This is a genomic window from Streptomyces sp. NPDC050549 (assembly GCF_040655035.1).
Lineage (GTDB): Bacteria > Actinomycetota > Actinomycetes > Streptomycetales > Streptomycetaceae > Streptomyces.
In genome coordinates this window covers 1-15,524 of record NZ_JBFAJD010000001.1, presented here as the reverse complement: position 1 = coordinate 15,524, position 15,524 = coordinate 1, and the positions used below count along the sequence as shown (strand labels likewise).

General features: G+C 69.1%; 13 protein-coding genes, 1 tRNA gene and 1 pseudogene. 7 read left to right on the top strand and 8 right to left on the bottom strand.

Annotated features, from left to right (window positions below; all coding sequences use genetic code 11):
• Window positions 1–165 precede the first annotated feature (165 nt).
• A complete protein-coding gene (locus AB0I51_RS00075) occupies window positions 166–777 on the top strand; it encodes a hypothetical protein (protein WP_362969743.1) in 612 nt (203 codons plus the stop codon).
• Here AB0I51_RS00075 and AB0I51_RS00070 read toward each other — a convergent pair.
• Window positions 758–1,099: a hypothetical protein gene (locus tag AB0I51_RS00070; protein WP_362971152.1), complete on the bottom strand. Its 342-nt coding sequence runs from the start codon at window positions 1,097–1,099 to the stop codon at window positions 758–760. The two genes, AB0I51_RS00075 and AB0I51_RS00070, sit on opposite strands and share 20 nt — an antisense overlap.
• On the opposite strand from AB0I51_RS00070, the pseudogene AB0I51_RS00065 reads away from it, so the two are divergent.
• Window positions 999–1,610: pseudogene (locus AB0I51_RS00065) on the top strand (helix-turn-helix transcriptional regulator); the annotation flags it as partial. The gene AB0I51_RS00070 and the pseudogene AB0I51_RS00065 overlap by 101 nt on opposite strands.
• Window positions 1,611–1,623: 13 nt before the next feature.
• Here AB0I51_RS00065 and AB0I51_RS00060 read toward each other — a convergent pair.
• From AB0I51_RS00060 to AB0I51_RS00040, 5 genes are all read right to left on the bottom strand, one after another.
• A complete protein-coding gene (locus AB0I51_RS00060) occupies window positions 1,624–3,279 on the bottom strand; it encodes a long-chain-fatty-acid--CoA ligase (protein WP_362969741.1) in 1,656 nt (551 codons plus the stop codon).
• 49 nt (window positions 3,280–3,328) lie between these two features.
• Window positions 3,329–3,793 (bottom strand): DUF3592 domain-containing protein, encoded by a 465-nt coding sequence (locus tag AB0I51_RS00055; protein WP_362969740.1) that lies wholly within the window; start codon window positions 3,791–3,793, stop codon window positions 3,329–3,331.
• A 78-nt stretch (window positions 3,794–3,871) separates the two neighbouring features.
• The gene (locus tag AB0I51_RS00050) at window positions 3,872–4,477 is read right to left on the bottom strand and encodes a lytic polysaccharide monooxygenase (protein WP_362969739.1); all 606 of its coding nucleotides are present in this window, start codon (window positions 4,475–4,477) and stop codon (window positions 3,872–3,874) included.
• 133 nt (window positions 4,478–4,610) lie between these two features.
• Window positions 4,611–5,750, bottom strand: a complete 1,140-nt coding sequence (locus tag AB0I51_RS00045) for an SPFH domain-containing protein (RefSeq protein WP_362969738.1) — start codon at window positions 5,748–5,750, stop codon at window positions 4,611–4,613.
• 54 nt (window positions 5,751–5,804) lie between these two features.
• The gene (locus tag AB0I51_RS00040; RefSeq protein WP_362969736.1) at window positions 5,805–7,172 is read right to left on the bottom strand and encodes a peptidoglycan-binding protein; all 1,368 of its coding nucleotides are present in this window, start codon (window positions 7,170–7,172) and stop codon (window positions 5,805–5,807) included.
• A 177-nt stretch (window positions 7,173–7,349) separates the two neighbouring features.
• Between AB0I51_RS00040 and AB0I51_RS00035 the strand changes: the two genes are divergently transcribed.
• The 4 genes from AB0I51_RS00035 (at window position 7,350) to AB0I51_RS00020 (ending at window position 12,450) form a co-directional block, all read left to right on the top strand.
• Window positions 7,350–7,423: transfer RNA gene (locus tag AB0I51_RS00035), tRNA-Lys, on the top strand.
• 123 nt (window positions 7,424–7,546) lie between these two features.
• Window positions 7,547–8,260: a FadR/GntR family transcriptional regulator gene (locus AB0I51_RS00030; RefSeq protein ID WP_362969734.1), complete on the top strand. Its 714-nt coding sequence runs from the start codon at window positions 7,547–7,549 to the stop codon at window positions 8,258–8,260.
• Window positions 8,261–8,575: 315 nt separating this feature from the next.
• Window positions 8,576–10,519, top strand: a complete 1,944-nt coding sequence (locus tag AB0I51_RS00025) for a glycosyltransferase family 2 protein (protein ID WP_362969732.1) — start codon at window positions 8,576–8,578, stop codon at window positions 10,517–10,519.
• Window positions 10,516–12,450 carry a kelch motif-containing protein gene (locus tag AB0I51_RS00020; RefSeq protein WP_362969730.1) on the top strand — a complete coding sequence of 645 codons (1,935 nt, stop codon included), beginning with the start codon at window positions 10,516–10,518 and terminating at the stop codon, window positions 12,448–12,450. Before AB0I51_RS00025 ends, AB0I51_RS00020 begins: the two co-directional genes overlap by 4 nt.
• Window positions 12,451–12,533: 83 nt before the next feature.
• Here AB0I51_RS00020 and AB0I51_RS00015 read toward each other — a convergent pair whose 3' ends face one another.
• Window positions 12,534–13,562 (bottom strand): glycoside hydrolase family 6 protein, encoded by a 1,029-nt coding sequence (locus AB0I51_RS00015; protein WP_362969728.1) that lies wholly within the window; start codon window positions 13,560–13,562, stop codon window positions 12,534–12,536.
• A 151-nt stretch (window positions 13,563–13,713) separates the two neighbouring features.
• On the opposite strand from AB0I51_RS00015, the gene AB0I51_RS00010 reads away from it, so the two are divergent.
• On the top strand, window positions 13,714–14,463 hold the full coding sequence (locus AB0I51_RS00010; protein ID WP_362969726.1) for an ANTAR domain-containing protein: 750 nt from the start codon (window positions 13,714–13,716) through the stop codon (window positions 14,461–14,463).
• Between the two features lie 264 nt (window positions 14,464–14,727).
• Here the strand turns inward: AB0I51_RS00010 and AB0I51_RS00005 are convergent, their stop codons facing one another.
• The gene (locus tag AB0I51_RS00005; protein WP_362969724.1) at window positions 14,728–15,411 is read right to left on the bottom strand and encodes a class F sortase; all 684 of its coding nucleotides are present in this window, start codon (window positions 15,409–15,411) and stop codon (window positions 14,728–14,730) included.
• Window positions 15,412–15,524: the final 113 nt, after the last annotated feature.

The following is a 15,524-nucleotide window of genomic DNA, read 5'->3' as shown; positions in this document are numbered from 1 at the left end:
CCTTCGGGAGGGTGCCCTTGGTCGTGTGCGGGCCGCTCACCACGCAAGACAAAGATGATCACGATTGATCAATTGATCATAAAATCCATAGATATCACGCTTCGTGTTCACCCGACTGGAACCATCGTGCGGTACCAGTAAGCACCACGAAGGGGAGCACACCGAGTGAAGACCCGCGAAACGGAGAAGTCCGCGGTACGCCGATCCCCGCGGCGCCGATGGATCGCCGCGGCGCTGGGTGCCGCAGTCGTGACCGCCCTCGCCGGCGGTCTGTTGGCCGGCAGCGCCCATGAAGATTCCGAGAAAGCGACCGCTCCCGTCGCGGCCCGGCAGTTCGCGGTGAACCCGCGAGGACCGACCTCTGCCGAGTCGTCCGAGTGGGAACATCTGACCGCGACCCCGGAGAGCAGGACGCGACTCATCAGCGAAGTTCAGAAAGCCTTCGCCGGTGTGGCCACGGTCCGCACCGACGCACCGGTACAGAACACCGGGACCGTCACCTCGGCGACGTCCACCGACAAGGGGCACGCCGTCCAGGCACTGGCGACCGGTGTGACCGGGGACCACTTCTGGATCATCGCTTCCTACGGGGACATCGCCCGGGGAACGATCGCGGGCGCCGTTCGCGCCTGTACCGCCAGGGTCCCGGCCTGGCTCTGCACGAACGCGGGCAACCTGCTGACTTCCTGGAGCCGGGGCTGGGGAGCCGCGGCGAACCACGGAATCTGGGCCGCCGTCTACTGGAGGCCCGCACACGTCACCGGTGGCCGCTGGTAAGTCCGCCGCCGGGCAGACGCGGAGATCGGCCGAGGGCGTTCTCTCCCCGTGGAGAACGCCCCCGGCCGTTTTCGGGGTCGGCTGCCCGTCGCACGAAGACGCAGGCGAGCCGGAACTCCTCCCACGAGCCGAAGTTGGACAGCGTCGCGTCCGTGTGGACGGCTTCGGTGGTCCGGCCGCCGCCGCTCACCGCGGTGGGGAGGTTTCCGTTCACTGTCTGGATGCGCGTCGGTTCGGAGGTGGAAACCGTGAACACCAGGAACGAGCTCGGCCGTGCCGCGGGTATCGCGATCGCCGTGGCGGGGATACTGCCGACCTGCACGATCCAGACTTTCGACGTGCACTTCCTGACGGCGGTCGACGGAGGCGGGCACACGACGAACGCGATCCAGAGCAACCGCTCCCCCTTCCAGCGGTCGGGTCGTCGCCGACCGCGGCTGCAGAACCCCGTCGCTCTCCTGAGCTCGTCGGTCGGCGGATCCATGAGAAAGCGTGCTCCGGTAGCCGTGGGACGGCATGAGCAGCCGTTACTCGAACCGCCCCGGAACCCGCACCGCGCCCCTCCGGAATGTGCCGCAGACATGCCACGCCGGGCAGGCTCATGTCAGTGGTGCCGCCGGACCGGGGGACAGACATGCAGGAGTTGCCGTGGCCGCTCGTGGAGCGGGACCGGGAGCTTACGCCTCACGGACCGCGAACGTGAGATCGCCCTGCTCGCCGCTACCAACCTGCGCAGCGAGGAGATCGCCGAGGCACTGCGCCTGTCCGCGCGCACGGTCGACAACCATCTGCGGCGCGTCTACGCCAGACTCGGCATCCGTACGCGCCGCGAACTGGCCGACATGCTCAGCCGATCCGACTGGTCCCCGCCGCCACCGCAACGTCCTCCGGAGTCAGCTGTCGATACGCCGCCTCCCCCGGTGGCCGCCACCACACCGGATCGGCGCACCGGATCCCCTCCCGGCGCAGCCCCGCCCGGTGGATCTTGTTGGTCGCCGTGACCGGCATCCGCCGCACCACTCGTACGAACCGTGGTGCCATCTTCGTCCCCAGGTCCGGCTGGGCCAGCAGGAATTCGGCGAAGGCGAGCGGGTCGAAGTGCCCGGCGACGGTGGCCATGACCTGGTCGCCGGTCACCGGGTCCGGTACCGCGTATACCGCCACGGCGTCGGCGCCCTCGTAGCGGGCCAGGATGTTCTCGATCATCGCGGCGGCGAGGTTCTCGCTGTCGACGCGGAGGCGGTCGTCGGTGCGGCCGGCGAAGTAGAGGTAGCCGTCGGTGTCCCGGTAGAAGAGGTCGCCGGTCCAGTACCAGCCGCCCCCACTCTCGGCTTCGCTCGAGCGGGGGGACCCCCACCGGCGGCGTTCCGCGTCCGCCTCCGGATTGCGCCAGTAGCCCTCGAAGGGGTTGGGCGCGCGGTTCACCAACTCCCCTATCGCCGCATCCCCGTTGAGCAGCCGCCCGGCCGAGTCGAAGACCGCCGGCGGGCACTCCGCCCGCGTCTGCGGATCGAGTACGGCGAGCCCGGGCGCCGCCCGCCCGACCGCCCCGGACGGTGTCCCCGGCGACCACTGCACCGCCGCCCCGCCCTCCGATGACCCGTACCCCTCCACCAGCCGCACCCCGAACCGCCGCTCGAAGGCCGCCGCGTCCACCGCCCCCGCCTCCGTGCCGAAGCCCGTCCGCAGCGGGTTGTCCCGGTCGTCGGGGCGTTCCTCGGTGGCCAGGACGTACTGCACGGCACGGCCGACGTAGGTGAAGTACGTGGCCCGGTACTCCCGTACGTCGTCCAGGAACCGGGACGCGGAGAACCTGCGGCGCAGCGCCACCCCCGCCCCGGCCGCCAGCGCCGGTGCCCAGTCGGCGATCACCGCGTTGCCGTGGAACATCGGCATGCAGATGTAGTGCACGTCGTCCGGACCGACCCCGAAGGCGTCGACCAGCGAGCGCCCTGCGGCGGCCAGGCGGCCCTGGGTGCAGATCGCGGCCTTCGGGGCGCCGGTGGAGCCCGAGGTGAAGTAGAGCAGGACGCGGTCGTCGGGGGTGGCCCGGGAGAAGGCGTCCGGTTTGGTGTCCGCGTACGGCGCCAGAAGGTCGTCGTAGGCCTGGGTGTCCGTCACCAGGAGCCGTACGTCCGGGAGTTCGAGGCCGTCGAGGAGCGGGAGGTGTGCGCGCTCGGTGACCAGGACCCGGCACTCGGTGTGCAGGATGTCGCGGGCCAGCTCGGGGCCGCGGCGGGTGGGGTTGATGCCGGCGACGGCCGCGCCCGCGAGGGCCGCCGCGCTCAACCACAGCGGATATTCAGGGGTGTTGTCGAGCAGGACGCCGATGTGGGGCGGGGTGCCGGGTGGCAGGAGGTCGGTGAGGAGCGCCGCCCTGGCCGCGGCGCCGGCCGCCACCTCGTGGTGGGTGAGCGTCCGCCCCTCGCACCACAGTCCCGGGCGGTGGTCCTCCCACCGTGCCTGTACGAGTTCCGCGACGGTACGCCTCCTGGACTCCATGGGGGCGCACGGTAGTTGACGTACCGTCAGATGTGGAGAGGTGTGCCGGTCAGAACCCGTCGGGGCCCGAGCCCGCGAAGGTGGTGGCGTAGGAGGCGATGAAGCCCACGCAGAACACGACGATCACGCCGAGGAAGGCCAGGATGCCGAAGGTGGCCGCCGCCTGCTTGCCCCGGCTGGGCTCGTGCGCGGTGGCGACCACCTCGGAGCCGTCGGTGTAGTACACGGTGACGTAGTCGCCCTCGATGACGGTCCCCCGGCCGTCCTCCTCCTCGAACCGCACGGAGCGGCCGTCGCGGGCGGTGAACTCGTACACGTGGTGCAGTGTGGTGCGCACGGAGGTGTCACCGTGCCCGCCGCTCACCGTCGTGTAGGCGCGCAGGCAACGCCCCTCGGCCGTCAGCCCGCTGTTCCAGGCGGCTCGCACCTGGAGCCAGCGGCGTGTGACGCGGTACCCCATGAAGAGGGCGAGGCCCATGATGAGGCCTGGGACGAGGTAGAAGATCAGGTCCATGGTGCTTCCCCCGAGGTCGGATGCCGCTTGGTGTGGGGAACCTACCCCCGGGGGACGCCGGACTGTCTCAAGCAATGCTCAGAAAGTGACGTCCGAGCAGGCGTAGAACGCGTTGGCCGTGTCCGCGATCGTCCACACCGCGACGATCACATGGTGGCCGGAGAGGCCGGACGGAAGCGTGCCGCTGTGCGAGAGCGTGGCCGGCGGACGCTGGCCGTTGTAGGGGACGGTGAGGAACGGCGTGGTGTTGAGGTCCGAGCGGGCCAGGCTGTGGTTCTGGTTCCAACCCTGCTTGGTGACGTAGTACTTGAAGTCCGTGGTGGCATGCATGGCCGTGAACTGCCAGCGGAAGGTGTACGACTGACCACCCGTCACCTTTGTCGTGGGCCAGGCGCCGCCGGACGGGGTCGTCGGTGAGCTGAGCTGGCTGAAGCGGCTGATCCCGCCGCTGCAGATCTGGCCGTCGGCGGGGCCGGCCGCCGGGAAGCCCTTGGGGCCCTCGACGCTCTGCGGCTCGTACTGGATGTCACCGCAGTTCGTCACCGTGTCGTTGGCACAGAGCTTCTGCCTGCTGATGGGGAGGTCGGTGTAGCCGTGGCTGCTCGCCGCCCCGGACGAGAGCACGATGGCCCCGGCCGTGGTGAGCCCGAGCACGCCCGCGTACCACTTGGTCTTTTTGCGCATGCTGCCGCTCCTGGAGAACGTGTGGGGAGTTCCGTGAGCCGTGCAGGTCTAGACCAAGTCCCAGATTATTGCCCCTACTTGACTGTGTCCATACCAAAAGCCGTGTCCGTCTCCATGGACGTCTCCGGCTCCGTCACGGCGCGGCCTCTCCCCGTCCCGAGCAGAACGCGACCGTCAAGTCCTTGACCAGCGCCTTGCGTTCGTAGTCGTCCAGCTCCACCAGACCTCGCATGGTCAGCCGGGTGACGGTGTCCTCCACCGAGTCGACCACCGAGGTGAGCATCGTCGCCCGCTGCTGCGCGTCCAGCGCGGCGATACGGCGGCGGGTCATCGCCGCGGCCACCTCCGGGGCGTACTCGACACGCAGCGGCTGCACCGAGAACACCTCGATGCCGACCGGCGCCGCGTCCACCGAGACCAGCCGGGACAGCGCGTCGACGGCCAGGTCGGCCGCGCCCTTCGCGCCACCGCCCGGCGGCTCCACCGGCACCCGGGTCAGCGCCGCCTCCACGCACTCGCGCAGATACGTCTCGTGGTCCTCGACCCCGAGCGTGGCCCGCGCGGTGTCCCGCACCCGCCACACCACGAGCACGGCGACCCGCAGCGCGACCCCGTTCGCGTCGGCGGCCGGCATCGGCTCGCTGCGCCAGTGCCGCAGCCGTACGTCGACCCGGCGGCGCAGCAGCAGCGGGTTGACCCACATCAGCCCGGTGCGCCGGACGGTCCCCCGGTACCGCCCGAACAGGCCGAGCACCCACGCCCGTCCGGTACGGCCCCGGGCAAGACCGCCGAAGCCGAAAAGACCGAGCGCGCCGGCCCCGGCGTACGCCGCCCACTGCGCCGGGCCGAGTCCCGCACCGGCGTAGACCGGCAGTCGTAGCGCGTGGGCCGCGAGCGGGGGCAGGACGCCCGCCCACCACGAGGTGGCGAGACAGCCGGTGAGTCCGCAGGAGCCGGCGAGCACGCCGGCCGTGCCGGGCAGCACCCGGGCCGGCCGCTCCACCAGGTCGGGGTCGACCTCCGGTGCCGGGCGCGGCTTGGCCGGGAGGGGGCGGCGGAAGCGCGGCTGTTCGCCGGTGCCTTGCCTGCGTCCCACGACGGCGGGCCTGAGCGGCAACGACACCGGGTCGGGGTCGTCGCGGAACAGCAGGTGGACGGGGATCTCGGTGGTCGCCTCGTTCTGGATGAGCCGCGCGGGACGGGCCAGCGCCGCCTCGGGCGGCCCCACCGGTTCCTCGTTCTCGGGCGTCTGTGAAGTGGTCGTCGTACTCATGGTTGCCTCCAGCCTCCGCGCCAGATGCGTCACAACGGGTGGGGATGAACGTGGTTACGAGAAGAGCCGGCGCCAGGTCTCCGGCCCCGGGTAGCCGTCCGCCGCGCCGCCCCGCCAGCCCTGGGCGCGCTGGAATGCCTCGACGTTGCGCCGGTCCGGCTCGCCCCAGCGCGGTCCCGGGCCGGTCGTGTAGTACTTGCCGAAACCCTTCTTGACCAGCTGCTCTCCGAGCTCGGTGACGTACTTGTTGGTCGCGCCGGGGCGGAACATGCCCCGGCCGGGGTAGCCGGGGACACCGTGCGAGGCGGCCGAGGCACCGGGCGGGCCCGCCGCCCCCACCACCGTGCCGCCGATGTTCCTGCCCTTGCCGGTGATCAGCAGTTCCCAGGTCAGCGGTCCCGGCAGACCGTCCGCGTCCGCGCCGGTCCAGCCCTGGGCCTTCTGGAACGCCTGGGTGGCCATCCGGTCCGCGTCCGACCAGACCGGGCCGGGACCCGCGGTGTAGTAGGCGCCGGCACCGCGGGCGACCAGCATCGTGCCGAGCTGGGTGACGTACTTGTTGTTGGCGCCGAGGCCGAAATACGCCGCTCCCGGGTACGCCGTCTTCGGCGTGACCGCGCCGGCCGGCGTCACCGGGGGTACCGGGGGCACCGCCGGCTTCGGGTTCACCTCCCCCGCACTCACCGTCAGGCCCTTGTAGCGGTAGGGGACGTAGTCGGCGGAGTGGCTCCAGTACGCGTACGGCGTGGACTGGCGCCGGGCGTGCGAGGGAGTCTCCTCCAGGGCGATGTAGTAGGTGTGCGTGTAGTCGGTCCAGCCGCCGAAAATGACGACGTGGGAGCCCTTCTCGGGATTCTCCGGATTGTGGAACAGCAGAATGTCGCCGGGCTGCAGTTCCTCCTTGGAAATATGCGTCCCGTACTGGTCGAGGCTGCCGGTCCATTCGTTCCCCGGCAGCCCCCAGGCCATCGAGACGAACCCCGAGCAGTCCTGCCGGTAACCGTCCGACCAGTATTCGTTCATGCTGTACGGCACCTGCGCCGCGATCCAGGTCTTGGCCCGGTTGATGATCTCCGCCCGGGTGGTCGCGGGCGCCTTGAGGACACCGGCCGGCTTCGCCGGTCTCCCGCTCGGGCCGTGCAGCGGGGCCTTGGTGCCCTGCGGGGTGGCGGGCTCGTCACCCGTTTCACCTGCGGGGACTCCGGGGTGGGGCGAGGCGTGGGGGGCGGCGAGGGCCGGTACGGCGTGTCCGGCGGCGAGGGTCGCGGACGCGGCGGCGGCCACGACCAGGACCCGCTGGGCGGTGGGCCGGCCACCGGTGCGGCCGGTCGGGGAATGAGGCAGGGAACGCCGCCGGTGAACACAACCTGGGCAATCACAATCGCTCGCGGGATCGAATTCCTCGAATACCGGAGTCTCCATGCGATGCCCCTCACACTCCAGGTGGAAAATTCCGCGCTCGTGCACGTCCGCCAGTTTCTCAACTGTCTTCCGGACTCGCATGTTGACGGTCCGAATGATGTACAAGGAGCCACCGGGGGCCCGAGGGGGTGGTCAGGAGCACACCTCCGCGTCCGGTAGAGTTGTCCAGGTCAGCAGGCGCCGCTAGCTCAGTTGGTTAGAGCAGCTGACTCTTAATCAGCGGGTCCGGGGTTCGAGTCCCTGGCGGCGCACAGACAGCGAGGCCCTCCGCACTGCGGGGGGCCTTTTGCATGGGCGGCGGCAGCCGCGGGGGCCGGAACATCCGTACGGGCGGAACACAGCTCTCCCCCCGTTTGGCCGGATACCCTCTCGCCATGGCAGCCCGTGACCTCCAGGAGCGGATCAAGAAGCTCATCCTCGACCGTCGGCTGCCCTCCGGGGCGCCACTGCCGACCGAGCCCGAGCTGATGGTGTTCCTCGGCGCGAGCCGGAACTCGGTGCGCGAGGCGCTCAAGGCCCTGCAGGCGATGGGGATCGTCGAGATCCGGCACGGGTTCGGGACGTACGTCGGCCCGATGTCGCTCGCACCGATGGTCGAGGGCCTCGCGTTCCGTACCGTCGCCGGGCACTACCGGGGCGAGGACAGCCTGCTCCAGCTGCTCGAACTGCGGGAGGCGGTGGAGTCGGGGCTCGTCGCCCGGCTCGCGGGGCGGCTGCCCGAGCGGGATCTCGTCGAACTCGACGCGCTGGTACGGCGGATGGAGCGGGAGACCGCCGAGGGGGTCGGGCTCGCGGCCACCGACCGCGCCTTTCACGCCACTCTCTACCGGGGGCTGGACAACGCGCTGTTGAGCGAGGTCCTGGAGGCCTTCTGGGACGCCCTCCACCGCGTCCGCGCCGATCTCGCGGCCGGCCCGCAGGACCCCGAGGTCACCTGCCGCCAGCACCGGGAGATCCTCGACGCGGTCCGGTCCGGGGATGCGAAGCGCGCCGAGAGGGCCATAAGGGAGCACTTCGACAACGTGCGCACAAGGCTGTCCACAACGACTCCACCTGATCCCCACACACGCCCCAATGAACGCGTATGACCGGTAAACACCGCGTTTCGTGTCTTGCGATCAAGATGAACACCGTAGAACCCTGGTTTTGAAGATGCTGTCGATACACGGCAGTTGAGGGGGTAAGGAACCAGTTGCGCGGTTTCGCGGGGAGGAGGGGCCCCGCCGGGGAACAGATGTCTGAGGGGGCATCGCGCAACCGGACGGTCGCAGTCGCATGTCTTTGTGAGTGGACTGTGTGGTGACTGTGGCCACCACTGACACGCCTGTCGAGGGTCGAGGGGGACCCTGACGGGCGGCCGCGACAAACAGACACGCGCGTTCTCGCGTGTGGGGGGATGACTCATGACGTCGACGCCGACGGGCGCCCGACAGGGCTTCGATCCATCACAAACCACCGAACTCAGAGTCCCGGGACACCGGACCGGCAGCTTCCGCCGGATCAGGAACACACTTCCGAGGTACGACTACGAGCACTACAGCCGCCTTGCGGGACCCCTCACCCAGCCCGCCCCGGACCGGCCGTACAAGGTCCAGTACCGGTCGCTGCTGTCGCAGGAGACGCACCGCGTCCGCGCCGCGCTCATGCTGGGTGCGGCGCCGCTGCTCTCCCTGATCCTGCTGGGCTGGCTGCTCCAGCCCGAGCACTGGACCCAACGCGACTATCCCGCCTACGACTTCCTGCCCGCGCTGGACATCGTGATGCTGGTCGCGATCGGTCTGATCGAGTTCTTCCGCTGCATGAACGTGCTGTCCAACGCGCACGCCACGCTGGTCGCCCGCGACCCGATCCCGGTGGTCCCCGAGACCGGCACGAGAGTCGCGTTCATCACGACGTTCGTGCCCGGCAAGGAGCCCCTGGAGATGGTCACGAAGACCTTGGAGGCGGCCGTACGGCTGCGCCACCGGGGGCTTCTGCACGTGTGGCTGCTGGACGAGGGCGACGACCCCGAGGTCAAGGCGGTGTGCGGGCGGCTCGGCGTGCACCACTTCACCCGCAAGGGGGTCGAGAAGTGGAACCGGCCCAAGGGACCCCACCGCGCCAAGACCAAGCACGGCAACTACAACGCCTGGCTCGAGGCGCACGGCGACGAGTACGACTACTTCGCCTCCGTCGACACCGACCACGTCCCGCTGCCCAACTACCTGGAGCGGATGCTCGGTTTCTTCCGCGACCCGGACGTCGGTTTCGTCATCGGCCCCCAGGTGTACGGCAATTACGACACCCCGGTCACCAAAGCCGCCGAGTCGCAGCAGTTCCTCTTCCACGCCCTGATCCAGCGGGCCGGCAACCGCTACGGCTCGCCGATGTTCGTCGGCACCTCGAACGCCGTACGGATCAAGGCACTTCAGCAGATCGGCGGCCTGTACGACTCGATCACCGAGGACATGGCCACCGGCTTCGAGATGCACCGGGCCAAGAACCCGGCCACCGGGAAGAAGTGGAAGTCGGTCTACACGCCGGACGTGCTCGCGGTCGGTGAAGGGCCCAGCGCCTGGACGGACTTCTTCACGCAGCAACTGCGGTGGTCCCGGGGGACGTACGAGACGATCCTCAAGCAGTACTGGAAGGGCTTCTTCTCGATGCCTCCGGGCAAGCTCTTCAACTACACCATGATGATCATCTTCTACCCGATGTCCGCCCTCAACTGGATTCTGGCCGCGCTGAGTTGCGCCCTGTTCCTCGGTCTGGGCGCCTCGGGTGTGAACATCGACCCGACGATGTGGCTGATGCTCTACGGCAACGCGTCCGCGCTGCAGATCGGCCTCTACATCTGGAACCGGCGGCACAACGTCTCCCCGCACGAACCGGAGGGGTCGGGCGGGGTCGCCGGCATGGTGATGTCCGCGCTGTCGGCGCCGATATACGCGCGCTCGCTCTTCGACGCCGTACTGCGCCGCAAGAGCAAGTTCGTCGTGACGCCGAAGGGCGACTCGGCCAGCCCCGACACGTTGTTCGGGACGTTCCGGGTGCACTGGTTCTTCATCCTGATCTTCGGCGGCTCGCTGATGGCCGGGTTCGAGAACGGGCACTCACACCCGGCGATGATCACCTGGGCCACGTTCGCCCTGCTGATCACCGCGTCACCGATCCTGGCCTGGCGCTACATGCTGCGCCAGGAGAAGAAGCAGCCGGCCACTCTCCCGGACGAACCCCGGGACGCCGTCCCGCCGCCGCAGCCGGCCTCGCATGTACCTCAGCAGAAGCCCAGTTGGGCGGCCTCGGCCACCAACAGCGAGCAGACGATGCAGATCGCGCTCGGTGGACCGGGGGGTCGTAAGGAATGAAGGAAGCCGGCCGGCGCCGTGCCCGTCGACTCGCGATCAGCACGGTGGTCGTCATCGCCCTGGCCGGGATGAACGGGCCCTGGCTGTACAGATTCAGCACCGAGAGATACCACCAGTACGTCATCAACAAGCCCGAGTACAAAGCCGACAACGGGCACTGGGACATCATCCAGTTCCCGGAGAAGTACCGGCAGGACACCATTCACGCGGCACTGCTGCGCACCGGCAAGGTGCTGCTCATCGCCGGGTCGGGCAACAACCAGGACAACTTCAACGCGAAGAAGTTCGACACCCGGATCTGGGATCCGGTCAAGGGCACCATCAAGAAGGTGCCCACCCCGGCCGACCTGTTCTGCACCGGGCACACCCAACTCGCCAACGGCAACCTGCTGATCGCGGGCGGCACCCAGAAGTACGAGAAGCTGAAGGGGGATGTGAAGAAGGCCGGGGGCGTGATGATTCTCTACAACGAGAACCCCGACAAGCCGATGACCCTGCCCCAGGGCACCAGGTTCACCGGGAAGGCGAACGGCAAGTCCTTCGTCTCCACGGACTCGGTCATCGTCCCGCGCGCGACCAAGGTGTTCGACAAGAGCACCGGCAGGTTCCTGCGGAACAACCCCGGTTACGCCCGGGTCGTCGTCGAGGCGCCCAAGGAGGGCACCAAGTACGAGACCGGCACCCAGGACAACTACCGCGTCCAGGGGCTGACCGGTGCCGACGAGCGCAACACCTACGGCATCGGGAACAAGTTCGGGCTCGACAAGCGGGACTTCGAGGGGATCAAGAAGGCGTACGAGTTCGATCCTGTCGCCGAGAAGTACATCAAGGTCGATCCGATGAACGAGGCGCGCTGGTATCCGACGCTGACGACGCTGTCGGACGGGAAGGTGCTCAGCGTCTCCGGGCTCGACGACATCGGGCAGTTGGTGCCGGGGAAGAACGAGATCTTCGATCCGGCGACGAAGAAGTGGACGTACACGAAGACGAAGCGGCAGTTCCCGACGTATCCGGCGCTGTTCCTGATGGAGAACGGGAAGCTGTTCTACTCGGGGTCGAACGCGGGGTACGGGCCGGACAACGTGGGCCGCGATCCTGGCATTTGGGACGTCGACACCAACCAGTTCACGAAGATTCCCGGGCTCAGTGATCCGAACATGATGGAGACCTCGGCGACCGTGCTGCTGCCTCCGGCGCAGGACGAGAAGTACATGGTGATCGGGGGTGGGGGTGTCGGTGAGTCGAAGCTGTCGACCGCCAAGACGCGGCTGGTCGATCTGAAGGACGCCAACCCCCGTTTCGTGGACGGGCCTTCGCTGGAGAAGGGGACGCGGTATCCGCAGACGTCGATCCTGCCGGACGACACCGTGCTGGTGTCGGGCGGGTCCGAGGACTATCGCGGGCGGAGCGACTCCAACATCCTTCAGGCTCGGCTGTACCACCCCGACACGAATACCTTTGAGAAGGTCGCCGATCCGCTGGTGGGGCGGAACTACCACTCCGGATCGATTCTGCTGCCGGACGGGCGGGTGATGTTCTTCGGGTCCAACTCGTTGTACGCGGACAAGGCGAACACGAAGCCGGGGGTTTTCGAGCAGCGGATCGAGATCTATACGCCGCCTTATCTGTACCGGGATTCGCGGCCGGATCTGTCCGGGGGGCCGGAGTCGATCGCGCGGGGGGCGTCGGGGACGTTCACCTCGCAGCATGCGTCGTCCATCAAGAAGGTGCGGTTGATCCGGCCGAGTGCGTCCACGCATGTCACGGATGTGGATCAGCGGTCCATCGCGCTGGACTTCAAGACGGCCGGGAACAAGATCACGGTGACTGTGCCGAAGGGCAAGAACCTGGTGCAGGCCGGGTGGTACATGCTGTTTGTGGATGATGATCTGGGGACGCCGAGCAAGGCAGTGTGGGTGAAGGTGCCGTAGGGGGTCGTCGGTTGGGTGCGGGTGCGTGGGAGCTGGTCGCGTTCACGCGGCGGAGCCTCATATCGACACAGCCCCGCACCCCTTCACGAGGTTGAGGCCTGCGCCAGTTTCAGGGCGTAGGTCGGCCACCATTGGCCTGCCTTCGGGCCGCCTTTGCAGGTCCCGTCCGACTCCCCCGGGCGTTTGATCCACAGGTAGGCGTCCACCAAGGGGTCTGCCGTCTTCGTGGTCGGGGTTTCGCCCAGGGACCTGCCGGGCGGGTTGCACCAGTTCTCGTCCTCGTCGCCGGCCGTATACGGTCCGTTGCCGTTTCGGCTGGTGTCGATGACGAAGTGTTTGTTGCCGGTCCTGGCCGAGAGTTGTTTGCCGTAGGTGATGGAGTCCTCGGTGGAGTAGAAGTTGGAGACGTTCACGGCGAAGCCGTCGGCCTTGGCGACGCCTGCCCGTTGAAGGGGCTGGTAGATCTCGTCGGGGTGGCCCCAGCCTGCGTTTCCGGCGTCGAGGTAGACCTTCGCGTGCTTGAGGGACTTGAGCTTGGTGATGGCGTAGTTCAGGAGGTCGTAGCGCTCGTCCTGGAATTGGGCGGGGGTGCAGCCGTCCACCAGGTGGAGCACGGCGTCCGGTTCGAGGATCACCGTGGCGGAGCGGTCGGCGATGCCCTGGGCCACGGCGTCGATCCAGGCGCGGTAGGAGTCGCCGTCGCCCGCCCCGCCCTGGGAGTACTGGCCGCAGTCGCGGTGCGGGATGTTGTAGAGGACGAGGAGCGCGGTGCGGCCGGCCTTGTCGGCGGCCTCGGTGAAGCCCTGCGCCTCCGCCTTCGGGTTCTCCGGGCCGATCCACTCGCCGGTCGGCTGCTCGGCGATCTTCCTGATCTGTTCGGCGTCGGCGGTCTTGCCGGCCTTGGCGTAGGCGGCGACCTGCCGGGCCGCGTTGGTGTCCGGGTTGACCCAGATCGGGTCGCTGCCGCCGGGCTGCTGGGTGATCTTCGCTCCCGCGTCGGGCTTCTTGTCCCCGCCCCCCGAGGAACATCCCGCCAGGAGCAGTGCCGCCCCCAGGACCAGTGCCGACGCCCGTGTGCCGAAGGGAACCGGGGTCCCCTGGCTGCCGTACATCCAACTCCCCCTTGGCTGTACCGATCCAAGGCTCAATCGTGACATACGTGGCGTGCCGCCCACGAGAACGCCCGGGATGTTGTCGGCCGGTTGTTACAGCACCGCCCCGTTGGGTAGGCGCCCGCCCCAAGGGCAGCGGAAGGTGGCCGTCATGCACCACACGACCCGGGATGGCCGGCTGGCCGCGGCGCTGGTGGAGGCGGCCGACACCCTGACCGAGACCTTCGACACCGCGGACTATCTGCGCCGGCTGTCCGACCACTGCGTGGAGCTGCTGTCCGCGTGGACGGCCGGGGTGATGCTGATCGACGGCGGGGAGGCCGTGTCACTGGCCGGGAGCAGCCATCGGGAGGCGGCGGCGCTCGATCTGCTGGCGGCCCAGCACGCCGGCGGGCCCTGTCTGGAGAGTTACGGCTCCGGGCGTGCCGTACCGCCGGTGTCGATCGGGGTGGCCCATGCCGCCGCCCGCTGGCCGGAGTTCACCGAACGCGCGCTGCGGCACGGGATCGTGGCGACCTTCGCGGTGCCGGTGCGCCGCCGGGACACGCTGCTCGGCGCGCTCAACGTGTTCGTACCGACGCTGCCCAACGGCGGCCCGGACGGCGGGCGTTGTGAGTTGATGGTGGCGCAGGCGTTGGCCGACGCGGCGGGACTCGGGCTGCAGAACCATCGCGCGTACGCCCAATACCGGTCCCTGGCCGGGCAGTTGCAGGAGGCGCTGTCGAGCCGGGTACGGATCGAGCAGGCCAAGGGGATGCTCGCGGAGCGCTGGCAGGTCGGCACCGACGAGGCGTTCGTCGAGCTGCGCCAGTACGCGCGGCGGCGTCGGCTGCCCCTGGACCAGGTCGCCCGGTGGGTGATCGAACGGGGCGTCGGCGATGCCGAGTTGAGGGGTTCGTAGCAGCGTCGGCCACCTGTGCATATGACAGGGCGCTACCGCATCGGGACATGGCGTCATTCGCCCTCTAGGCCCGGGCGCTCATTCGTTCTACAGTCGACTCCAACGGCCCCGGTCCCCGGCCGGTTCATAACCTCCACCACGGTGTTTTCCCATGCCTCCCGCGCAGTTCACCGGGTTACTCCCGCAGCCCGGGCACGCGCGGTCGAGGACCAGCCCGGTCGGCGGCTTCGGGGGGAGCGGGTCGTCGGCCGGGCCAGGTGCGGTTCAGGAACCGGTTCCGGTGAGGTAGGCGGACACGACGACGTTCGCCGTGTAGCTGCGGTCGGCGCGGTCGAAGGTGCCGCCGCAGGTGATGAGGCGCAGTTCGGCGCGGCCCGACTGCCTTGTGCCGTAGGCCTGTTGGGCGTCGAAGTGGGCGCGGGTCAGCACGCGTACGTCGTCGACGGTGAACTGGGCGACCTTGCCGTCGTCGCGGACGACGCGGATGACGCGGCCCGGGCGCAGCGTGCTGAGCTTGTAGAAGACGGCGGGCCGGGTCTCGGTGTCGACGTGCCCGACCATCAGCGCGGTGCCGGGGGCCCCGGGCCGCACCCCGCCGCCGTACCAGCCGACCACACCGGCCTGGTCGAACGGCGGTGGGTCGATCGCGCCCTGCGCGTCGAGGCCGCGGGTCACCACCGGCGCCTGTACGGCGAGGTCGGGGATGTCGATGCGCTGCGGCAGGGCACTGCCCAACGGCTTTGCGGCGGGCGGGAGTTCGGCCTCGGGGGGCCGTCCGACCGCGGCGATGTCGCCGGTGGTCGGCGCGGATATGCCCTGCCGTATGTCGGTCAGGTCCTGGCCCCAGAGCCACAGGCCGAGCAGGAGCACGGCCCAGGCCACGCCGGTCAGCAGCCGTCCGGTGCCGGTGGAGCGCTCGGCCTCCGCGGGCCGGTCGTGATCGAACATCGCGGATCAGTCCGTCCTGGGCGTCGAGCACGGCGGAGACGCGGCTGTCGGTGGCCTGGCCCATCGCATCACGGACGTCGGGATTCCGGGCGTTCTTGCGGATCTTGGCGACG

Excerpts from the sequence above, each read along its gene's own strand:
- AB0I51_RS00060 (WP_362969741.1), bottom strand. The coding sequence starts at position 3,279 with ATGGAGTCCAGGAGGCGTACCGTCGCGGAACTCGTACAGGCACGGTGG.
- AB0I51_RS00055 (WP_362969740.1), bottom strand. The coding sequence starts at position 3,793 with ATGGACCTGATCTTCTACCTCGTCCCAGGCCTCATCATGGGCCTCGCC.
- AB0I51_RS00050 (WP_362969739.1), bottom strand. The coding sequence starts at position 4,477 with ATGCGCAAAAAGACCAAGTGGTACGCGGGCGTGCTCGGGCTCACCACG.
- AB0I51_RS00045 (WP_362969738.1), bottom strand. The coding sequence starts at position 5,750 with ATGAGTACGACGACCACTTCACAGACGCCCGAGAACGAGGAACCGGTG.
- AB0I51_RS00040 (WP_362969736.1), bottom strand. The coding sequence starts at position 7,172 with ATGGAGACTCCGGTATTCGAGGAATTCGATCCCGCGAGCGATTGTGAT.
- AB0I51_RS00030 (WP_362969734.1), top strand. The coding sequence starts at position 7,547 with ATGGCAGCCCGTGACCTCCAGGAGCGGATCAAGAAGCTCATCCTCGAC.
- AB0I51_RS00025 (WP_362969732.1), top strand. The coding sequence starts at position 8,576 with ATGACGTCGACGCCGACGGGCGCCCGACAGGGCTTCGATCCATCACAA.
- AB0I51_RS00020 (WP_362969730.1), top strand. The coding sequence starts at position 10,516 with ATGAAGGAAGCCGGCCGGCGCCGTGCCCGTCGACTCGCGATCAGCACG.
- AB0I51_RS00015 (WP_362969728.1), bottom strand. The coding sequence starts at position 13,562 with ATGTACGGCAGCCAGGGGACCCCGGTTCCCTTCGGCACACGGGCGTCG.
- AB0I51_RS00010 (WP_362969726.1), top strand. The coding sequence starts at position 13,714 with ATGCACCACACGACCCGGGATGGCCGGCTGGCCGCGGCGCTGGTGGAG.
- AB0I51_RS00005 (WP_362969724.1), bottom strand. The coding sequence starts at position 15,411 with ATGTTCGATCACGACCGGCCCGCGGAGGCCGAGCGCTCCACCGGCACC.